Source organism: Motilibacter peucedani, assembly GCF_003634695.1.
GTDB classification, from domain to species: Bacteria; Actinomycetota; Actinomycetes; order Motilibacterales; family Motilibacteraceae; genus Motilibacter; species Motilibacter peucedani.
The window spans coordinates 360,142-378,810 of the sequence record NZ_RBWV01000010.1; the positions used below are offsets into that span (position 1 = coordinate 360,142).

Sequence of the window (18,669 nt, forward strand, 5' to 3'; positions counted from 1 at the left end):
CTCCGTGCTCGGGTCGCCGGCCCCTGCGGGGCCACGGGCGTGTGCGTGGCAGGCCAGCGTCGCACTCCGTGCTGTGGAGACGCTGTGACGAACCGCCGTGCAGCAGATGAACGTTCAGGAGAGCCGACGCAATCCCGCGCAGTGGCGTCGACCGTTGGCGACGTAGCGAGCGACGTTCTCGGCGAAGGCGCCGTCGGGTACGCAGTCGGGCCGGACGCGCGCCGGCACCCCGAGCGCCATGGCCCTGGCCGGCACCTCGATCCCCTGCGGCACCACCGCGCCGGCACCCACCAGGGCGCCCGTGCGCACGACCGCTCCCGGCAGCACCACGGAGCCGGAGCCGAGCAGGCAGTGGTCCTCGACCGTGCAGCCCTCGAGGTGCGCGACGTGCCCGACGACGCAGTCGGACCCGATCACCGTCGAGAAGCCCTCGGCCACGTGCACGACGGCGCCGTCCTGCACCGAGGTGCGCTCCCCGACGGTGATGGTGCCGAAGTCGCCGCGCAGCACGGCCCCGGGCCACACGCTCGTGCCGGCCCCGATCGTGACGGCGCCGATCACCACCGCCTCCGGCGCGACGTAGGCGTCGGGGGAGATCGTCGGGACCAGGTCGTCGAGCGCGTAGACGGGCACGCGCGCATTCTGCCGCCTCTCGTGCGCGCAGGGTGACCCCCGGTTGTGGCACCATTCCCGGCTCGACGGGGAACACTCCGCCGGGTCCGGGCACAAAACCCGCACCCGGTGCGTTTGCGGAACCGCGCGGCCCCGGTCCCGGAGCCGCACGACGAGGGGCGGACGATCCGCCCGGGGAGGCCCAGGCCGACATGGCGACTGACTACGACACCCCGCGCAAGACCGACGACGAAGCCGGCGAAGACAGCATCGAGGAGCTCAAGGCACGACGCAACGACAAGGGCGGGGCGATCGTCGACGTCGACGAGGCCGACCTCGCCGAGTCGCTCGAGCTGCCCGGTGCCGACCTGTCCAACGAAGAGCTCAGCGTCCAGGTGATCCCCAAGCGCGCCGACGAGTTCACCTGCTCGCGCTGCTTCCTGGTCCACCACCGGAGCCAGCTGGCCAAGGAGGACGGGAACACCTACATCTGCACCGAGTGCGCCTGACCCGGCGCCCGTCAGGGGCGTCAGAGCCGGACCGCTCGGTCCCGGCCGAGCTGGCGCGGCTGGTCTCGGCCGTCGCCCGCTCGACCGGCGAGGAGCGCGACGCCGCCGACGGGCAGGAGCCTGTTGACACCGCCGCGCGGGCCCGCGAGCTGCGGGCGCTCGGCGTCGCCCTGGCCCGCTCGGCGCGCGGTGCCGGTGGCCGGGCGGTGCTCGGCGGGCGCTGGCTCGTCGACACCTTGCTCGAGGCGGCTCCGCGGCTCCCGCTGCGCGACCGCGAGACGCTGCGCCGCCACCACCCGGGCCTGAGCGACGACGAGGTCGCGGCGGCCCTCGTCCGTGCGGCGGCGCGAGCCACCTCCGTGGTCGGAGCCGCCGGTGGCGCGGCCGCGGCCGCCTCCTGGGCGGTGCCGCCCTCCCTGCTGCTCTCGGTGCCGGTCGAGCTCGCCGCGGAGACCCTCGCCGTGGCCGCGGTCGAGGTCAAGCTCGTCGCCGAGCTGCACGCCCTGCGCGGCGTGGTGCCCGGGGCCACCGTGCCCAGCGGCGTCCCGGGCGGGATGCTGCCGGCGGGGCTCGCCTCCAGCGGTGTCCTCGCCTACGTCATGTCGTGGGCCAACGGTCGCGGCATCGACCCGTCCGACCCGCGCTGGATGGCCACGACGCTCGGCACCGCGGCCAAGGCGCAGATCCGCAAGCGGATGTTCGGCCGCGCCGCCCGCGGAGTCACCAGCCTCGGCCCGCTGCTCACCGGCGCGGTCGCCGGGGCGGTGGTCAACGGTCGCGCGACGCGCAGCCTGGGCGAGAAGATCGACAGCGACCTGCGCAGGTCCGGCCGGCGCTAGGCCGGCACGGCGGGGCTCAGGCGGTCGTCGCGCGGCCCTGGGCCGCGACCAGCGCGGCGGCCAGCGCCTCGGGGTGGCGGGTCGCGACGTACCAGTAGGGCGTCGAGTCGGCCGGGTCCTGCACCGGCACCGTCACCGCGGTCGGCACCCATGCGCGGATCAGGTGGTAGGCCCGCGGCTCGATGTCGCGGCCGCGCAGCAGCGCCGACGCCTCGGCGTCGTGCGCGGTCGGGGCGCCGAGCAGGCTGACAGGGATGCGGGCGCTGCCCGCGCGCAGCTCGCCGCGCTCGAGCACGACCTCCGCGGCCCAGGAGCGCACCGCGAAGGTCACCACGACGTACGCGAGGGCTGTCAGCCCGAGCACCGCGGGCAGCGGCATGACCGGCAGGCAGATCGGGAGGACCCCCAGCGCCAGCGCGTAGGCCGTCAGCCAGACGCCGAGCGGCGGGCTGAGCCGCTCGCGGTAGGAGTCGGGGGCCCCGCCGGCGCCTCGCGGAGCTGTCTGCATGACGTCCATTGCACCAGAGGGGGATACGGTGCTCTGCGTGCCTGGCGACTTCTCCGACCTCGCGGCCGAGCTGGTCGCCGAGACCCTCGCGGCCTCCCCGCTGCTGGCCTCGGCCGTGGGGCGCACGGAGCACGACGGGCTCCTGCCCGACGTGTCGGAGTCGGCGGTCGCCGGGCGCGCGCGGCGCGACGACGAGTGGCTCGAGCGCCTCGACGCGCTCCCCGACACCGAGCTGACGCTGGACGACGCGGTCGACCGCGACCTCGCCCGCATGGCGCTGCGGGGGCGCCGGGCGATGCGCGACTGGGCGTCGTGGCGGCGCGACGCCGACACCTACGCCGGTGCGGCCCTCCAGGGCGTCTTCGTCCTGCTGCTCCACCGCCTGCACCCCGAGCCCGAGCTCGCCCGGCTGGTCGGGAGCCGGCTGCGCGCCGCACCGGAGCTGCTCGAGCAGGGCATCGCGAACCTCGACCCCGAGCTCGCCTCGCCCGAGCTGCTGCGCCGCTCGCTCGGCATGGTGGCGGCCGGCGCCGCCTACGCCCGCTCGGTCGCAGGCGACCTGGCGCCCGAGCACCGCAGCGAGGTGGCCGAGGCGGGCGAGCTCGCAGCCGCGGCCTTCGAGCGGTTCGGCGCCCACGTCAGCGCGCTCGCCGAGCGGGCCAGCGGCACCTGGGCCATCGGCGAGGCGCGCTACGACGCGCTGCTCTGCGACGCCGAGGGCCTCGGCTACGGCGCCCGCGAGATGCGCGAGCGCGGTCAGCGCGCCTACGACGAGCTCGACGCCGAGATGCGTGAGCTGGCGCGCGGGATGCGCGGCGTCCCCGACTGGCGGGCCGCGATCGAGGCCGTGAACGCCGACGCCCCGGACTCCCCCGAGGAGATGCTCGCGCTCTACCGCGAGGCCACCGGCTCGGCTCGCTCGTTCGCCGCCGAGCACGACCTGGTGACGCTGCCGGCGGGGGAGCGGTGCGAGGTGGTGCCCAGCGCGCCGTTCAACCGCGGCATGCTCGCGGTGGCCCACTACATCGCCCCGCCGCCGTTCCAGGGCGGCGGCGTCGGCCACTTCTTCGTGCCCTACCCGCCCGAGGGCGCCTCGCCCGAGCAGGTCCGCCAGCGCCTGCTCACCAACAGCCGCGAAGCGCTGTGGTCCGTGGCCGTCCACGAGGCCTACCCCGGCCACCACTGGCACTTCGCCACGCTCGCCGCGGGCGGCCTCGTGCGCCGGCCGCTGCGCGCCGTGCTCGGCAGCGCCTACTTCGTCGAGGGGTGGGGCCTCTACGCCGAGGACGTCATGCGCGAGCAAGGCTTCTTCACCACGCCGGGCCGCCTGCTCGCCCAGCGCGACGCCCGCATCTGGCGCGCCGCCCGCATCGTGGTCGACACCTCGCTGCACCTGGGCGAGATGAGCATCGAGCAGGCCACCGAGCACATGTCGACGAAGGCGTCGCTCTCGCCCGAGACCGCCCGCGCCGAGGTGCTGCGCTACTGCGCGATGCCGACGCAGGCGTCGTCCTACCTCACCGGCGCGCTGGAGATCGCCCGCCTGCGCCGGCGGTGGGAGGCCGAGGGGCGCGGGTCGCTGCGCGAGTTCCACGACCGCGCCGCGGCCACCGGCCGGCTGCCGGTGCCGCTCGTCGAGCGGCTGCTGTTCCCCGAGGACGAGACGCTCGAGCTGGCCGGATGAGCGACGCGCCGCACGCCCCCGTCGACGTCCTGGTCGCCCGCCTCGACGACGGGCTCGACCTGCCGTCCTACGCGCACCCCGGCGACGCCGGGGTCGACCTGCGCACCGCGGTCGACGCGGTGCTCGCGCCGGGGGAGCGGGCGGTGCTGCCGACCGGGGTCGCGATCGCGCTGCCCGACGGCTACGCCGCCTTCGTGCATCCCCGCAGCGGGCTGGCCGCGCGGTGCGGAGTGGGCGTGCTGAACTCCCCGGGCACCGTGGACGCGGGATACCGCGGCGAGATCCAGGTGGTCGTGGTCAACTTGGACCCGCGCGAGACGGTCCACCTGCGCCGCGGCGACCGGATCGCGCAGCTGGTGGTCCAGCGGGTCGAGAAGGTCCGGTTCCACGAGGTGGCCAGCCTGCCGGGCAGCGCGCGCGGCTCCGGCGGGTTCGGCAGCTCCGGGGGCGCCGGCGCACTGGACGCTCAGCAGCAGGGTTCGCAGCCGCAGGGCACGCACGAGCAGACGACGGCGAGGGGCGTTCCCGCCCCCGCCACGGAAGGGATCTGAGGACACGGTGTTCGGCCGACGCAAGCGCAACGACGACTCCTCCGGCTCGCCGACGGCGGACGAGGCCGTCGAGGGCGCGACCGAGCCGACCGAGCTCGACGAGGTCGCTGACGCGGCGGAGCCGGTGGGGGCCGCTTCGCCGGCGGCCGCCGGCGGGGCCGCCGCGCCGTCCGGCTGGCGCGTCGACGGGCCCTTCGACATCACCGAGGTCGACGACCCCTCCGACGGCGGTCGCCGCCTCGACCTGGGCGGCATGTGGCTCGCCGGCCAGCCCGGCGTCGAGCTCCAGGTCCAGGTCGACCAGGAGTCCGGCAGCCTGGAAGGCGTGCAGTTCCTCGACGGCGAGAGCGGGCTGGAGGTGCGCCCGTTCGCAGCGCCGCGCAGCTCGGGCATCTGGGCCGAGGTGCGCGAGGAGCTCGCCGCCAGCCTGCGCGCGCAGGAGGCCATGACCGAGGAGGGCGACGGACCCTTCGGCACCGAGCTGCGCGCGGCCATCCCGGCCACGCTGCCCGACGGCTCGCCGGGCTTCCAGCCGCTGCGCTTCGTCGGGGTCGACGGGCCGCGGTGGTTCCTGCGCGGGGTGATCTCCGGCCGCGGCGCGGTCGAGCTGGGCGCCGCCGCGGTGCTCGAGGCGATCTTCCGCGACGTCGTCGTCGTGCGCGGCAAGGACCCCATGGCTCCGCGCGACCCCCTCGCTCTGCGCCTGCCGGCCGGTGCCGTGCAGGCGCCCGAGGAGCCCGGGGCCGGCGACCCGCTCGAGCTGCCCGAGCGGGGGCCGGAGATCACCGAGATCCGGTGATCGGGGCGCTCGCCACGCGGTAGCCTGGACCCATGGGCGCCAGTGGCAAGCCGGGCATGCTCCGACGGGCGATCGAGCGGCTGACCTCCTCCGACGAGGAGATCGAGGCCGAGGAGCTGCGCACGAGCTGCACCCGCCGCGGGTCGCAGCTGATCGCGCGCTGCGGCGACCGCGAGCAGGTCACCGTCGACGGGGCCCTGCGCACCGTGACGCTGCGCCCGCGGGCCGGAGTGCCCGCGCTCGAGGCCGAGCTCTACGACGGCTCGGGCACCCTGCACGTCGTGTGGCTGGGCCGCCGGCGCATCCCGGGCATCGCCCCCGGCCGCGGCATGCGCGCGACGGGCCGCGTCTCGATGGACGACGGACGGCCGGTCATGTTCAACCCCATCTACGAGCTGCACCCGTCGGCGCACGCGTGAGCGACGCCCCGCCGCCCGGCCGGGGGTCCGTGGCGGCCGGGCTCGACCTCGGGGCCGCCATCGGCGGCCCCCGGGGCATCGTCGAGAGCTCGGTGCCCGGGGCGCTGTTCGTGCTCGTCTACGCGGTGCGCCACTCGCTCGCCGCCGCCCTCGTCGTCAGCGTCGCCAGCGCCCTGGTGCTGGTCGCGGTGCGCCTGGCCCGTCGCGAGACGGTCCAGCACGCGGTCTCCGGGCTGCTCGGCATCGGCATCGGCGCCCTCATCGCCTGGGTCACCGGCAGCGCGCGCAACTTCTACTTCCCGAGCCTCGTGCGCAACCCCGCGCTGGCCGTCGCCTACGCGGTGTCCGTCGCCGTGCGCTGGCCGGTCGTGGGGATCTTCGCGGGCGCGGTCCTGGGGGAGTCGCCGGCCGAGTGGCGGGCCGACCCGGCCCGGATGCGCGCCTACGTGCGCGCCACCTGGCTCTGGGTCGCGATGTTCGCCCTGCGCTTCGCGATCCAGCTGCCGCTCTACCTCTCCGACCGGGTCGACGCCCTCGGTGCGGTCAACGTGGTGCTGGGCCTGCCCCTCTACGGGCTGGTGCTGCTCGCCACGTGGGCGATCGTGCGCAAGCCGCGCGAGGAGCTGGACGCAGGGCTTCCCGGCTCTGAGCCCCTCGATGCCGGACGCCCGGGGACCGAGCCCTAGCCCCGGGCGCTCAAGGGCGCACCCGTGGGCGCCGAAGCGCTCGTGTGACGACCTCTCGCTCTGACCCCGTGGCCCAGCGCTCGTGGCTGCCGCGAGGGATGACCCTCTCCGACGAGGTGTTCGGGGCGCGCCACCGGGTGCTGATGGTGGTGCTGCTGGCCCAGGTGCCCGTCCTGGCGGTGATCGGGCTGGCGAGCTCCTCCGGCGGGGTGATGCTGTGGGCGCAGCTGCCCGTCGTCCTGCTCCTGGCTGCGTGCGCGCAGTGGACGAGCAGCCAAGCGGGTCGCGCCGCCACCCTGAGCCTGGGGCTCATGGTGTGCGCCGACGTCCTCGTGCACGTCACCGGCGGCCTCACCGACGCCCACCTGTGGTTCTACGTCATGCTCGTGCTGGTCTCGCTCTACCAGATGTGGACCCCGTTCGTCCTCGCGATCCTGTTCGTCGCGGTCCACCACCTCAGCATGAGCCTGGCCGACCCGGCGTCGGTCTTCTCCGACCCGAGGGCGCAGCGCCACCCGGTGGGCTTTGCGCTGCTCCACGCGTTCTTCCTGCTCGCGGAGGGCGTGGGTCTGGCCTACGGGTGGCGCTTCGCCGAGGCCGCCGAGGCCGAGCGGGCCGCCCAGGCCGCCGCGGCCGCGCAGGAGCGCCACGAGCGCGACGGCGAGCTCGCTGCCGAGCGCGCCCGGGCCGCCGAGGAGGCCGCCGAGCGGTTGGCCGCGCGGGAGGCGCGCTCCGGCGAGCTGGCACGGCGCCTCGACGTGCTGGACGGAGCCGGCGCCCGGCTCAGCGAGGACGTCGCCAGCGCGAGCGCCGTCATGCACGAGCTGCGGGTCGCGGGCCAGCAGATCGCCAGCACCGCTGACGCCGCGGCCCGCCACGCCCAGCAGGCCGACGAGCGCTCGGACGGCTCGGCCGCGACGATCGCCCGGCTGAGCTCGACGATGGCCCAGATCGAGCAGACCGCGACCAGCATCGCGACGATCGCCGAGCAGACCAACATGCTCGCCCTCAACGCCACCATCGAGGCGGCGCGGGCGGGCGAGTCAGGGCGGGGCTTCGCCGTCGTCGCGGACGAGGTCAAGCAGCTCGCGCAGGCGACCTCGCGAGCGACCGAGCAGATCCGACAGGTCGTCGACACGGTCCGCGCCGACGTCGACGAGGCCGGCCGGGCCATCGGCGGGATCCGCGAGGTCATCCGCGACGTCGTCGCCTTCCAGGAGACCATCGCGGCCGCGGTGGAGCAGCAGTCGGCCGCCACGGAGTCGGCGAGCGCGGCGATCAGCTCCGCCAGCACCGAGGCAGCCCGCGTGGCCGAGGACCTCCGGGGGGTGGCGCTGGCCGCCGAGTGACCCGCGCCTGCGGCTGCTCAGTCCTGGGGCGCGAGGACGCCCTCGAGCTGCTCGGCGACGTCGAGCGCCGAGACGAACAGCAGCTCGTCGCCCGACTCCAGCGGGTCGTCGCTGCTCGGGGCGATGGGGCGTCCCTCGCGCACGATGGCCACCAGCACGGTGTCGGCCGGCCAGGGGACGTCGCCCACGCGCGAGCCGACGTAGGGCGAGTCCTTGGGCATCGTGAGCTCGACCAGGTCGGTGCCCGACTGCTGGAACGTCATGATGCGCACGATGTCGCCGACGCTGACGGCCTCCTCGACCAGCGCGGTCATCAGCCGCGGGGTCGAGACGGCGACGTCCACGCCCCACGCCTCGTCGAACATCCACTCGTTCTTGGGGTTGTTGACGCGCGCGACCGTGCGCGGCACCGCGAACTCGGTCTTGGCGATGAGCGAGACGACCAGGTTGGCCTTGTCGTCTCCGGTGGCGGCGACGACCACGTTGCAGCCCTGCAGGCCGGCCTCGTCGAGCGAGGACATCTCGCAGGCGTCGGCGAGCAGCCACTCGGCCTCGGGCAGGGTGTCCGGCTTGACCGCACGGGGGTCGCGGTCGACCAGCAGCACCTGGTGGCCGTTCTGGACCAGCTCGCGGGCGATCGAGCGCCCGACGCTGCCTGCACCTGCGACGGCGACGCGCATGTCAGCCCTCCTGCTGGGGTCCGCGGGCGAACACGGACTCGACGTGGGCCACCTCGGACTCGCGCATGACGACGTGGACCAGGTCGCCGTCCTGCACGACGGTGTCGGCGGTGGGCAGCACGCCCTCGCCGAAGCGGGTGACGAACGCCACCCGGGCGCCGGACTCCTGCTCGAGGCGGCTCAGGCGCGTCCCCACCCAGGCGGTCGCGACGGCCACCTCGGCCAGCTGCACGGTGCCCGTCTCGTCGTGCCACTCGACCGAGGACCCCTCGGGCAGCAGCCGGCGCAGCACCTGGTCGGCTGTCCAGCGCACCGTGGCGACCGTGGGGATGCCGAGGCGCTGGTAGACCGCGGCGCGGCCGGGGTCGTAGATGCGGGCCACGACGTGGTCGACGCCGAAGGTCTCGCGGGCCACCCGGGCGGCCAGGATGTTGGAGTTGTCGCCGCTGCTGACCGCGGCCAGCGCCGACGCGCGCTCGATGCCGGCTTCGAGCAGGGTGTCGCGGTCGAAGCCCTCGCCCTCGACGCGAGTGCCCATGAAGTGCGAGCCCAGCCGCCGGAAGGCGTCGGCGCGGCGGTCGATGATCGCGACCGTGTGGCCGGCGTCCTCGAGGCTGTGGGCCAGCGTCGAGCCCACGCGGCCGCAGCCCATGATCACGAAGTGCACGAGGTCCTCCCGTCGCGCCCCCGGCGGGCGCGCCCGGCGCACGGTACACGCCGGGGGTGCACAGCGTACGGCGAGCACCGCGTACGCACACGGCGCCGCAGCGTTCGTCCACAGCGTCGGGCCACTCGGCCACCGCGCGCGCCGCGTGGCCCTAGCATCGTCGGTCGTGGCTGTCTTCACCGATCTGTCCAAGCGCCTGATCCTCGGACGGGCCCTGCGCAGCGACCGGCTCGGTGAGACGCTTCTCCCCAAGCGCATCGCGCTGCCCGTGTTCGCCAGCGACATGCTCTCCTCGGTCACCTATGCGACCCAGGAGATCCTCGTCTTCCTGAGCCTCGGCGGGCTGGCCTACCTCTACCTCACGCCGTGGCTCGCCGGCGCGGTCATCCTGTTGCTGCTCGTGGTGGTGGCCTCCTACCGCCAGCTGGTGCGCGCCTACCCGACCGGTGGCGGCGACTACGAGGTGGCGAGCAAGAACATCGGCCAGCCGGCCGGTCTCACGGTCGCCAGCGCGCTGCTCGTCGACTACGTGCTCACCGTCGCCGTGTCCGTCTCGGCCGGCGTCGACAACCTGATCTCCGCGGTCCCCAGCCTCGACTCCTCACGGGTCCTGCTGGCGGTGCTCGCCGTGCTGCTGCTGACGGCGGTCAACCTGCGCGGCCTGCGCGAGTCGGGCACGGCGTTCGCGATCCCGACCTACGCGTTCATCTCGATCGTGCTGCTGCTGATCCTGTGGGGCCTGGTCAAGATCGTGGCCGGTGACCCGCCGGTCGCCGAGAGCGCCCACTACACGATCGATCCCGAGAAGACCCACATCGCCGGCTTCGCGCTGGTGTTCTTCGTCCTCCGCGCGTTCTCCTCCGGCTGCACGGCGCTCACCGGCGTCGAGGCCATCGCCAACGGCGTGCCGGCGTTCCGCAAGCCCAAGATCGCCAACGCCCGCAAGACGCTGCTCGCCATGGCGGTGCTCTCGATGGCGATGTTCGGCGGCATCACGGCCCTGGCGATGAAGGCCAAGGTCCACTACGTCGACCCGGCCGACAGCTGCGACCTCGGCGGCTTCGACTGCACCACCCAGGTCCAGCGCACGGTCATCGCTCAGGTCGGCAAGGCGGTGTTCGGGCAGAGCGTCTTCTTCTACCTGCTCATCGCCGCCGCGGCGCTGATCCTGGTGCTGGCGGCCAACACCGCCTTCAACGGCTTCCCGCTGCTGGGCTCGGTGCTGGCGCAGGACCGGTTCCTGCCCCGCCAGCTCCACACCCGTGGCGACCGGCTGGTCTTCAGCAACGGCATCCTCGTGCTCGCGGGCTTCGCGATCCTGCTGATCGTGGCCTTCGACGCCTCGGTGACCCGGCTGATCCAGCTCTACATCGTCGGGGTGTTCACCAGCTTCACGCTCGGCCAGACCGGCATGGTCCGGCACTGGAACCGCGAGCTCACCACCGAGCAGGACTCCACCGCGCGGTCCCACATCCGCCGCTCGCGCGTCATCAACTTCATCGGCGCCGTCTCCACCGGCACCGTCCTGGTGATCGTGCTCATCACCAAGTTCCTCGCCGGCGCCTACATCGTCTGCATCGCCATGCCGGTGATCTACGCGCTCATGCGCGCGATCAACAAGCACTACGAGTCGGTCGCCGCCGAGCTCGAGCCCGACGACGGCTACGAGTCGATGCTCCCCTCGCGCACCCACGCGATCGTGCTGGTCTCGCGCATCCACAAGCCGACGCTGCGCGCGCTCAACTACGCCCGCGCGGCGCGGCCCTCCACGCTCGAGGCGGTCACCGTGGGCGTCGACGCCGAGGAGACCGCCCACCTGCAGAGCGAGTGGGACCGGCGCGGGCTGCCCGTGCCGCTCAAGGTGCTCGACTCGCCGTTCCGCGAGGTGACGGCGCCGATCGTGCGCTACGTGCGGGCGATCCGTCGCAGCAGCCCGCGCGACGTCGTCGCCGTCTACATCCCCGAGTACGTCGTGGGCCACTGGTGGGAGCAGCTGCTCCACAACCAGAGCGCCCTGCGGCTCAAGACCCGGCTGCTCTTCACCCAGGGCGTCATGGTCATCAGCGTGCCGTGGCAGCTGAAGTCCTCGGAGGAGCTCGAGGCGCGGGTCGTGCAGGCCCACAAGGAGCGGGTCAAGGCCGCGATCGCGTCGGGCATCATCCCGCCGCCGCCCGGCAAGGACGACGGCGGAGTCGCCGCCACGGTGCCGGCCAAGGACCCCCGGTGAGCCCCGCGGCGAGGCAGCGCCCGGCTCCCGGCCGGCGCGCGCCGCAGGCGCCCGCCGACTCGCTGGTCGGCACCACGCTCGAGCTCGAGGTCGGTCCGGTCGCCCACGGCGGCGCCTGCGTCGCGCGCCACGAGGGCCGGGTGGTCTTCGTGCGGCACGCGGTGCCGGGCGAGCGCGTGCGCGCGCGGGTCACCGACGGCGGCGCCGGCTCGCGCTTCCTGCGCGCCGACGCCGTCGAGGTGCTGAGCGCCTCGCCCGACCGCGTCGAGCCGCCGTGCCCCTGGGCCGGGCCGGGGCGCTGCGGCGGCTGCGACTGGCAGCACGTCGCCCTGCCCGTGCAGCGCGAGCTCAAGGCGGCGGTCGTCCGCGAGCAGCTGGCCCGCCTCGCCGGTCTCGACCTGCCGGTCACGGTCGAAGCGGTGCCGGGCGACACCGACGGGCTCGGCTGGCGCACCCGCGTGCGGTTCGCCGTCGACGCAGAGGCGCGGCTCGCGCTGCGCAAGCACCGCTCCCACGAGCTGGTCGCCGTCGACCGCTGCCGCATCGCCGCGCCGGGCGTCGACGAGGTGCACGCGACCGAGGCGCGCTGGCCCGGGGCCGGCGAGGTCGAGGTCGTCGCGTCCGCCGGCGGCGACCGCACGGTGCTGGTGAGCCCGGCGCAGGGCGCCCACGTCAAGCTGCCCAAGGTGCCGGCGGCCAGCTCGGTGCTGCTCGAGGGCGCCGAGCGGCCGGTGCGCGGCCGGGCCTGGGTCCGCGAGCAGGTCGCGGGCGCCGACTGGCGCGTGGCGGCGGCCGGCTTCTGGCAGGTGCACCCCGGCGCGGTCGACGCGCTGGTGGCCGCGGTGCTCGAGGGCGCGCAGCCCGCGCCGGGGGAGACCGCCCTCGACCTCTACGCCGGCGCCGGCGTCTTCGCCGGCGTGCTCGCCGAGCGGGTCGGGGTCACCGGCACGGTCGTGGCGGTGGAGGGCGACCGGCGGGCGGCGTCCGACGCCCGCCGAAACCTGCACGGGTACTCCCACGTACGCATCGAGACCGGTCCCGTCGACCGCGTGCTCCGCGCGGGCGTCGGCGTCGAGCGCGCCGACGTCGTGGTGCTCGACCCGCCGCGCGACGGAGCGGGCCCGCAGGTGGTCGTGGGCATCGCCGCCCTTGCGCCGCGAGTCGTCGCCTACGTCGCCTGCGACCCGGCGCCCCTGGCGCGCGACCTGCGCCACTTCGCGGCGGCCGGCTACGCCGTGCGCACCCTGCGCGCCTTCGACCTGTTCCCGATGACCCAGCACGTCGAGTGCGTCGCGGTCCTCGACCGGGTCGAGCAGCCGGCCTGACGCGCGCCCCCGGGCGCGTCTCGTGGTGAGGTGAGATATCTTGATGTCGAGATACTTTCCCGCAGGCAAGGCGACCCTCACTGGATCGGGCGGGCCGGCCGCGGGGCAGGATTGCGGGCAGCAGTGCAGTGGCACGGGAGGAGACCCCAGTGAGCGTGGACAGCTTCGGAGCAAAGGGCCAGCTCGACGTCGGTGACGCGTCGTACGAGATCTTCCGGCTGAGCGCGGTGGACGGGCAGGACAAGCTGCCCTACAGCCTCAAGGTGCTCCTCGAGAACCTGCTCCGCACCGAGGACGGCGCCAACATCACGGCCGACCACATCCGCGCTCTCGCCGGCTGGGACCCCAGCGCCGAGCCCGACACCGAGATCCAGTTCACGCCGGCGCGCGTGGTGATGCAGGACTTCACCGGTGTCCCCTGCGTGGTCGACCTGGCCACCATGCGCGAGGCAGTCCGCGAACTCGGCGGCGACGCTTCCAAGATCAACCCGCTGGCGCCCGCCGAGCTGGTCATCGACCACTCCGTGATCGCCGACCTCTTCGGCGCGCCGGACTCCTTCGCCCGCAACGTCGACCTCGAGTACGACCGCAACAAGGAGCGCTACCAGTTCCTGCGCTGGGGCCAGACCGCGTTCGACGAGTTCAAGGTCGTCCCGCCGGGGACCGGCATCGTGCACCAGGTCAACATCGAGCACCTCGCGCGCACGGTCATGACCCGCACGGTGGACGGCGTCCTCCGCGCCTACCCCGACACCTGCGTCGGCACCGACTCGCACACCACGATGGTCAACGGCATCGGCGTGCTCGGCTGGGGCGTCGGCGGCATCGAGGCCGAGGCCGCGATGCTCGGCCAGCCGGTGAGCATGCTCATCCCGCGCGTCGTGGGCTTCAAGCTGACCGGGGAGCTGCCCGAGGGCGCTACCGCCACCGACCTGGTGCTCACGATCACCGAGATGCTGCGCAAGCACGGCGTCGTCGGCAAGTTCGTCGAGTTCTACGGCCCGGCCGTCTCGGCCGTGCCGCTCGCCAACCGCGCCACCATCGGCAACATGAGCCCGGAGTACGGCTCGACCTGCGCGATCTTCCCGATCGACGCCGAGACCGTGCGCTACCTCCAGCTGACCGGCCGCTCGGCCGAGCAGGTCGCGCTGGTCGAGGCCTACGCCAAGGAGCAGGGCCTCTGGCACGACCCGGCCGCCGAGCCGGCGTACTCCGAGCACGTCGAGCTCGACCTCTCGACGATCGTGCCTTCGATCGCCGGCCCGAAGCGCCCGCAGGACCGCGTCTCGCTCTCCGACGCCAAGACCAGCTTCCGCACCGCGCTGGCCAACTACGCGGGCGCCGCGCCCGAGACCAAGGTCGACGAGGGCGTCGAGGAGACCTTCCCGGCCTCCGACCCGATCGCGGTCGGCTCGGTCGCCGAGGAGCAGGTCCCGGCCTTCTCCGCCGTGGTCGGGGACGTGTCCGACCGTCCGAGCAGCCGCATCCGCACGACGCTGGCCGACGGCACCGAGGTCGAGCTCGACCACGGCGCGGTCGTCATCGCGGCCATCACCTCCTGCACCAACACCTCGAACCCGAGCGTGATGATCGGTGCCGCGCTCGTCGCCAAGAAGGCCGTCGAGCTCGGGCTGACCAGCAAGCCGTGGGTCAAGACCACCCTGGCCCCCGGGTCCAAGGTGGTCATGGACTACTACGAGCGGGCGGGCCTCACGCCCTACCTCGACAAGCTCGGCTTCAACCTGGTCGGCTACGGCTGCACCACCTGCATCGGCAACTCGGGCCCGCTGCCCGACGAGGTGTCCGCCGCGGTCAACGAGGCCGACCTCGCCGTCGTCTCGGTGCTCTCGGGCAACCGCAACTTCGAGGGCCGCATCAACCCCGACGTGAAGATGAACTACCTCGCGTCGCCGCCACTGGTCGTGGCCTACGCCCTCGCGGGCACGATGGACATGGACATCACGACCGAGCCGCTCGGCACCTCGACCGACGGCAGCCCGGTCTACCTGCGCGACATCTGGCCGACGGCCGCTGAGATCGAGGGCGTCGTCGAGCAGGCGATCGAGTCCGAGATGTTCACCCGCGACTACGCCGACGTGTTCGCCGGCGACGAGCGCTGGCGCGCGCTGCCGACCCCCGAGGGTGACACGTTCGCGTGGGACGCCGAGTCGACCTACGTGCGCAAGCCCCCGTACTTCGAAGGCATGTCGCCGGAGCCGACCCCCGTCTCCGACATCTCGGGCGCGCGAGTGCTTGCGAAGCTGGGCGACTCGGTCACGACCGACCACATCAGCCCGGCCGGCTCGATCAAGGCCGACTCGCCGGCAGGGAAGTACCTCGCCGAGCACGGCGTCGAGCGCCGCGACTTCAACTCCTACGGCTCGCGCCGCGGCAACCACGAGGTCATGATCCGCGGCACCTTCGCCAACATCCGGCTGCGCAACCAGCTGGCGCCGGGCACGGAGGGCGGCTTCACGCGCGACTTCACCGCGCCCGACGCGCCCGTCACCACCATCTACGACGCGGCCCAGTCCTACGCGGCCGCCGGCACGCCGCTGGTCATCCTGGCGGGCAAGGAGTACGGCTCCGGCTCCTCGCGCGACTGGGCGGCCAAGGGCACGGCGCTGCTGGGGGTCAAGGCGGTCATCGCCGAGTCCTACGAGCGCATCCACCGCTCGAACCTCATCGGCATGGGCGTCCTCCCGCTGCAGTTCCCCGAGGGCGAGACGGCCGAGTCGCTGGGCCTGACGGGGGAGGAGACGTTCGAGATCACCGGCGTCACCGCCCTCAACGACGGCACCACGCCGCGCACGGTCACGGTGAAGGCGGGGGAGACGACGTTCGAGGCGCGCCTGCGCATCGACACCCCTGGCGAGGCCGACTACTACCGGCACGGCGGGATCCTGCAGTACGTCCTGCGCAGCCTGCTGGCCTCCTGACGTCGGCCACACTGCGTCGGAAGTGAGCAGCGCCGTGGCTGAGCGGCCGGTGCGGGGCGGCGGCCGGGAAGGCCATGCCCCGCCCGGCTGGCCTGCAGAGGTACGCCCGCCGGGGGCTCCCGACTGGGAGCGCACGGCGGTCGGCTGGCTGCTCGACCTGTGCCCGCCGGACTACCGGGCCTACGAGGTCCTGCGCCGCCACCCCGCCGTTCTCGCGCGCTTCGCCGCCGTGCACGTCGAGGCGGCGGTGGAGGGCGCCCGGCGCGGGCTCGCCCACGCGCGCGAGGACCTGCGCGACGTGGTGCCGCCCGAGGCCCTCGAGGCGGCGGTGCAGGCCTACGAGCGCGAGGGTGCGCGGCTGCTCGCCACAGGGCGCGCGGTGCTGCTCGTGGAGCAGGCGCTGCGGGGTGGCCGGTTCGTGCCCAGACTGTGATCGTTTCGTGACGTGTCGCGCCCCGGGAGCGCCGCGTTCTTTCGCAGGATGGCAGCGCGGGTCACACGTTGGTCACATTCTTGCTCAGGCGGTGAACAAACCCGGGTGCGGCGTACTAGCCTCCCGGGTGTCCGCTTCGCTCGAGCCCAGCGCGCCCACTCGGCGCCGGAGCTCTTGCGCAGCTGCGTGACACGGCACGTCCCACTTGCGGTACGCGTCAAGAACCATGTCGTCAGGCGTGAAGCCCGCCGTCCCCGGCGGGCAGACAGGGAGTCATACATGAAGAAGTCCGTCGAGCGCGTCGCCATCCTCGGCGTCGCGGGCGCGTTCGCGCTGGCCGCCTGCGGCGGCAGCAGCAGCCCCTCCGACAACAGCGGCGCCGCTCCGGCGACCTCCTCCGGCTCCGGCAGCTCGGCTCCGGCGCCCGCGGCCTCGGGCTCCACGAGCTCCGGCGGCGGCGGCGGTGCGGGCACCAAGGTCGGCGTGCTGCTCCCCGACACCCAGTCCTCGGCCCGGTGGGAGTCCTTCGACCGCCCGCTGCTGACCAAGGCGATGCAGGACGCCGGCCTCGTGGCCGACGTGCAGAACGCGCAGGGCGACACCACCAAGCAGGAGACCATCGCCCAGGCGATGATCACCTCGGGCGACAAGGTCATCATCCTCGCCGCCATCAACTTCACCGTGGGCGCGCAGATCGAGGCCCAGGCCAAGCAGGCCGGCGTGCAGGTCATCGACTACGACCGCCTGAACCTGGGCGGCTCGGCCGACTACTACGTGTCGTTCGACAACGTGAAGGTCGGCGAGGAGCAGGGCACCGCGCTGGTCGACTGCGTGGGCGACAAGGCCGACGCGCGCATCATCGAGGTCAACGGCGACCCCGGCGACTACAACGCGACGCTGTTCAAGCAGGGCTACGACAGCGTGCTCGACAAGAAGTACGCCGCTGGCTGGAAGAAGGTCGGCGACCAGTCGATCCCGAAGTGGGACAACGCGGTCGGCGGCACCACCTTCGAGCAGCTGCTCACCAAGGCCGGCAACAAGGTCGACGGCGTCGTCGCCGCCAACGACGGCCTCGGCAACGCGGTCATCACCGTCCTGAAGAAGGCCGGCATCAAGGCTCCGGTCACGGGCCAGGACGGCACCGTCCAGGGCATCCAGAACATCCTCGCCGGTGACCAGTGCGTGTCGGTCTACAAGCCGGTCCAGGCCGAGGCCGCTGCGGCTGCCAAGCTCGCCATCGCCCTGGCCAAGGGCGAGGACCCGGGCGTGACCCAGACCCTCAACGACCCCCAGGGCAAGCGCGACGTCAAGTCGGTCCTGCTCGAGTCGTTCCCGGTCACGCTGAAGAGCAACCTCACCAAGCCCTTCGACGACGGCGCCCTCAAGGCCGCCGACGTCTGCAAGGGCTCGTACGCGGCGCTCTGCACCAAGTACGGCATCAAGTAGCACTCCCGTCACCGTCCGCCGCTCCTCCAGCCCTCGGGCAGGAGGGGCGGCGGAGGTGCGTCACGGGTGGGTCGCGTGTCCACCGCTCGACCGGGCCATCTGGTCCTATCCTCGGCTTGCGCCGCGTCTCCACGCGGCTCTGCCGCTGCATCAACCGCGGCAACGCCGCATCAACCGCGGCAACGCCGCACTGGGAGGTCTTCGTGGCTGAGCAGCCGATCCTCGAGCTCCGAGGGATCAACAAGAGTTTCGGACCGGTCCACGTGCTCCATGACGTGGACTTCGCGGTCTACCCGGGCCAGGTGACCGCGCTGGTCGGTGACAACGGCGCGGGCAAGTCCACGCTGGTCAAGTGCCTGGCCGGCATCTACCACATCGACACGGGCCAGGTCTTCTTCGAGGGCAACGAGGTCCACATCACCGGGCCGCGCGACACCGCCGCCCTCGGCGTGGAGATCGTCTACCAGGACCTCGCCCTGGCCGACAACCTCGACATCGTGCAGAACATGTTCCTCGGCCGCGAGATGAAGAAGGGCGCCGTCCTCGACGAGGCGAGCATGGAGCGCAAGGCGCGCGACACCCTCGCCAGCCTCTCGGTCCGCACGGTGAAGTCCGTGCGCCAGCTGGTCTCCAGCCTGTCCGGCGGCCAGCGCCAGACGGTCGCGATCGCGAAGTCCGTGCTGTGGAACAGCAAGGTCGTGCTCCTCGACGAGCCGACCGCCGCCCTCGGCGTCGCCCAGACCCGCCAGGTCCTCGACCTCGTGCGCCGCCTGGCCGACCAGGGCCTCGGCGTGGTCCTGATCTCGCACAACATGAACGACGTGCTCGAGGTCTCCGACAACGTCTCGGCCCTCTACCTGGGCCGGCTCGCGGCGACCGTGAAGGCCAAGGACGTCAACCGCAGCCAGATCGTCGAGCTCATCACCTCCGGGCGTTCCGGTTCCATCGGGCTGTCGGCCGCCGAGGCCACCAGCACGACGATCTGAGGAAGAGAGA

At 73.5% G+C, this 18,669-nt stretch carries 18 protein-coding genes; 14 read left to right on the plus strand and 4 right to left on the minus strand.

Annotation, left to right across the window (positions count from 1 at the left end):
• Positions 1-114 precede the first annotated feature (114 nt).
• Complete coding sequence (locus CLV35_RS06485) at positions 115-633, minus strand: gamma carbonic anhydrase family protein (protein ID WP_121192645.1); 519 nt, start codon at positions 631-633, stop codon at positions 115-117.
• A gap of 191 nt (positions 634-824) precedes the next feature.
• On the opposite strand from CLV35_RS06485, the gene CLV35_RS06490 reads away from it, so the two are divergent.
• Positions 825-1,121 carry a DUF4193 domain-containing protein gene (locus tag CLV35_RS06490; protein ID WP_121192646.1) on the plus strand — a complete coding sequence of 99 codons (297 nt, stop codon included), beginning with the start codon at positions 825-827 and terminating at the stop codon, positions 1,119-1,121.
• Positions 1,112-1,960 carry a hypothetical protein gene (locus CLV35_RS06495; protein ID WP_121192647.1) on the plus strand — a complete coding sequence of 283 codons (849 nt, stop codon included), beginning with the start codon at positions 1,112-1,114 and terminating at the stop codon, positions 1,958-1,960. Before CLV35_RS06490 ends, CLV35_RS06495 begins: the two co-directional genes overlap by 10 nt.
• Positions 1,961-1,976: 16 nt before the next feature.
• Here the strand turns inward: CLV35_RS06495 and CLV35_RS06500 are convergent, their stop codons facing one another.
• A complete protein-coding gene (locus CLV35_RS06500) occupies positions 1,977-2,468 on the minus strand; it encodes a DUF3093 domain-containing protein (RefSeq protein ID WP_183061796.1) in 492 nt (163 codons plus the stop codon).
• A gap of 37 nt (positions 2,469-2,505) precedes the next feature.
• On the opposite strand from CLV35_RS06500, the gene CLV35_RS06505 reads away from it, so the two are divergent.
• From CLV35_RS06505 to CLV35_RS20765, 6 genes are all read left to right on the plus strand, one after another.
• Complete coding sequence (locus tag CLV35_RS06505; protein WP_183061799.1) at positions 2,506-4,152, plus strand: DUF885 domain-containing protein; 1,647 nt, start codon at positions 2,506-2,508, stop codon at positions 4,150-4,152.
• Positions 4,149-4,703 (plus strand): dUTP diphosphatase, encoded by a 555-nt coding sequence (gene dut / locus CLV35_RS06510; RefSeq protein ID WP_121192650.1) that lies wholly within the window; start codon positions 4,149-4,151, stop codon positions 4,701-4,703. The genes CLV35_RS06505 and dut overlap by 4 nt, the downstream gene beginning before the upstream one ends.
• Positions 4,704-4,710: 7 nt before the next feature.
• Entirely contained in the window at positions 4,711-5,502 is a 792-nt protein-coding gene (locus CLV35_RS06515; RefSeq protein WP_121192651.1) for a DUF3710 domain-containing protein, read from the plus strand.
• A gap of 32 nt (positions 5,503-5,534) precedes the next feature.
• Positions 5,535-5,921 carry an OB-fold nucleic acid binding domain-containing protein gene (locus CLV35_RS06520; protein WP_121192652.1) on the plus strand — a complete coding sequence of 129 codons (387 nt, stop codon included), beginning with the start codon at positions 5,535-5,537 and terminating at the stop codon, positions 5,919-5,921.
• On the plus strand, positions 5,918-6,607 hold the full coding sequence (locus CLV35_RS06525) for a DUF3159 domain-containing protein (protein WP_231121556.1): 690 nt from the start codon (positions 5,918-5,920) through the stop codon (positions 6,605-6,607). The genes CLV35_RS06520 and CLV35_RS06525 overlap by 4 nt, the downstream gene beginning before the upstream one ends.
• A gap of 68 nt (positions 6,608-6,675) precedes the next feature.
• Positions 6,676-7,956, plus strand: a complete 1,281-nt coding sequence (locus CLV35_RS20765; RefSeq protein ID WP_121192653.1) for a methyl-accepting chemotaxis protein — start codon at positions 6,676-6,678, stop codon at positions 7,954-7,956.
• 17 nt (positions 7,957-7,973) lie between these two features.
• Here CLV35_RS20765 and CLV35_RS06535 read toward each other — a convergent pair whose 3' ends face one another.
• The gene (locus CLV35_RS06535) at positions 7,974-8,636 is read right to left on the minus strand and encodes a potassium channel family protein (RefSeq protein ID WP_121192654.1); all 663 of its coding nucleotides are present in this window, start codon (positions 8,634-8,636) and stop codon (positions 7,974-7,976) included.
• Between the two features lies 1 nt (position 8,637).
• On the minus strand, positions 8,638-9,303 hold the full coding sequence (locus CLV35_RS06540) for a potassium channel family protein (protein WP_121192655.1): 666 nt from the start codon (positions 9,301-9,303) through the stop codon (positions 8,638-8,640).
• Between the two features lie 166 nt (positions 9,304-9,469).
• Between CLV35_RS06540 and CLV35_RS06545 the strand changes: the two genes are divergently transcribed.
• From CLV35_RS06545 to CLV35_RS06570, 6 genes are all read left to right on the plus strand, one after another.
• Positions 9,470-11,530 carry an APC family permease gene (locus CLV35_RS06545; RefSeq protein WP_121192656.1) on the plus strand — a complete coding sequence of 687 codons (2,061 nt, stop codon included), beginning with the start codon at positions 9,470-9,472 and terminating at the stop codon, positions 11,528-11,530.
• Entirely contained in the window at positions 11,527-12,855 is a 1,329-nt protein-coding gene (locus tag CLV35_RS06550; RefSeq protein ID WP_121192657.1) for a class I SAM-dependent RNA methyltransferase, read from the plus strand. The genes CLV35_RS06545 and CLV35_RS06550 overlap by 4 nt, the downstream gene beginning before the upstream one ends.
• 149 nt (positions 12,856-13,004) lie before the next feature.
• The gene (gene acnA / locus CLV35_RS06555; RefSeq protein WP_121192658.1) at positions 13,005-15,794 is read left to right on the plus strand and encodes an aconitate hydratase AcnA; all 2,790 of its coding nucleotides are present in this window, start codon (positions 13,005-13,007) and stop codon (positions 15,792-15,794) included.
• A 34-nt stretch (positions 15,795-15,828) separates the two neighbouring features.
• Positions 15,829-16,227 carry a hypothetical protein gene (locus tag CLV35_RS06560; RefSeq protein ID WP_231121557.1) on the plus strand — a complete coding sequence of 133 codons (399 nt, stop codon included), beginning with the start codon at positions 15,829-15,831 and terminating at the stop codon, positions 16,225-16,227.
• 279 nt (positions 16,228-16,506) lie between these two features.
• Entirely contained in the window at positions 16,507-17,673 is a 1,167-nt protein-coding gene (locus CLV35_RS06565; RefSeq protein ID WP_121192659.1) for a sugar ABC transporter substrate-binding protein, read from the plus strand.
• 203 nt (positions 17,674-17,876) lie between these two features.
• Positions 17,877-18,659 carry an ATP-binding cassette domain-containing protein gene (locus CLV35_RS06570; protein WP_121192660.1) on the plus strand — a complete coding sequence of 261 codons (783 nt, stop codon included), beginning with the start codon at positions 17,877-17,879 and terminating at the stop codon, positions 18,657-18,659.
• The last annotated feature ends 10 nt before the right edge of the window (positions 18,660-18,669 follow it).

Excerpts from the sequence above, each read along its gene's own strand:
- CLV35_RS06490 (WP_121192646.1), top strand. The coding sequence starts at position 825 with ATGGCGACTGACTACGACACCCCGCGCAAGACCGACGACGAAGCCGGC.
- CLV35_RS06500 (WP_183061796.1), bottom strand. The coding sequence starts at position 2,468 with ATGCAGACAGCTCCGCGAGGCGCCGGCGGGGCCCCCGACTCCTACCGC.
- dut (WP_121192650.1), top strand. The coding sequence starts at position 4,149 with ATGAGCGACGCGCCGCACGCCCCCGTCGACGTCCTGGTCGCCCGCCTC.
- CLV35_RS06520 (WP_121192652.1), top strand. The coding sequence starts at position 5,535 with ATGGGCGCCAGTGGCAAGCCGGGCATGCTCCGACGGGCGATCGAGCGG.
- CLV35_RS06535 (WP_121192654.1), bottom strand. The coding sequence starts at position 8,636 with ATGCGCGTCGCCGTCGCAGGTGCAGGCAGCGTCGGGCGCTCGATCGCC.
- CLV35_RS06565 (WP_121192659.1), top strand. The coding sequence starts at position 16,507 with ATGAAGAAGTCCGTCGAGCGCGTCGCCATCCTCGGCGTCGCGGGCGCG.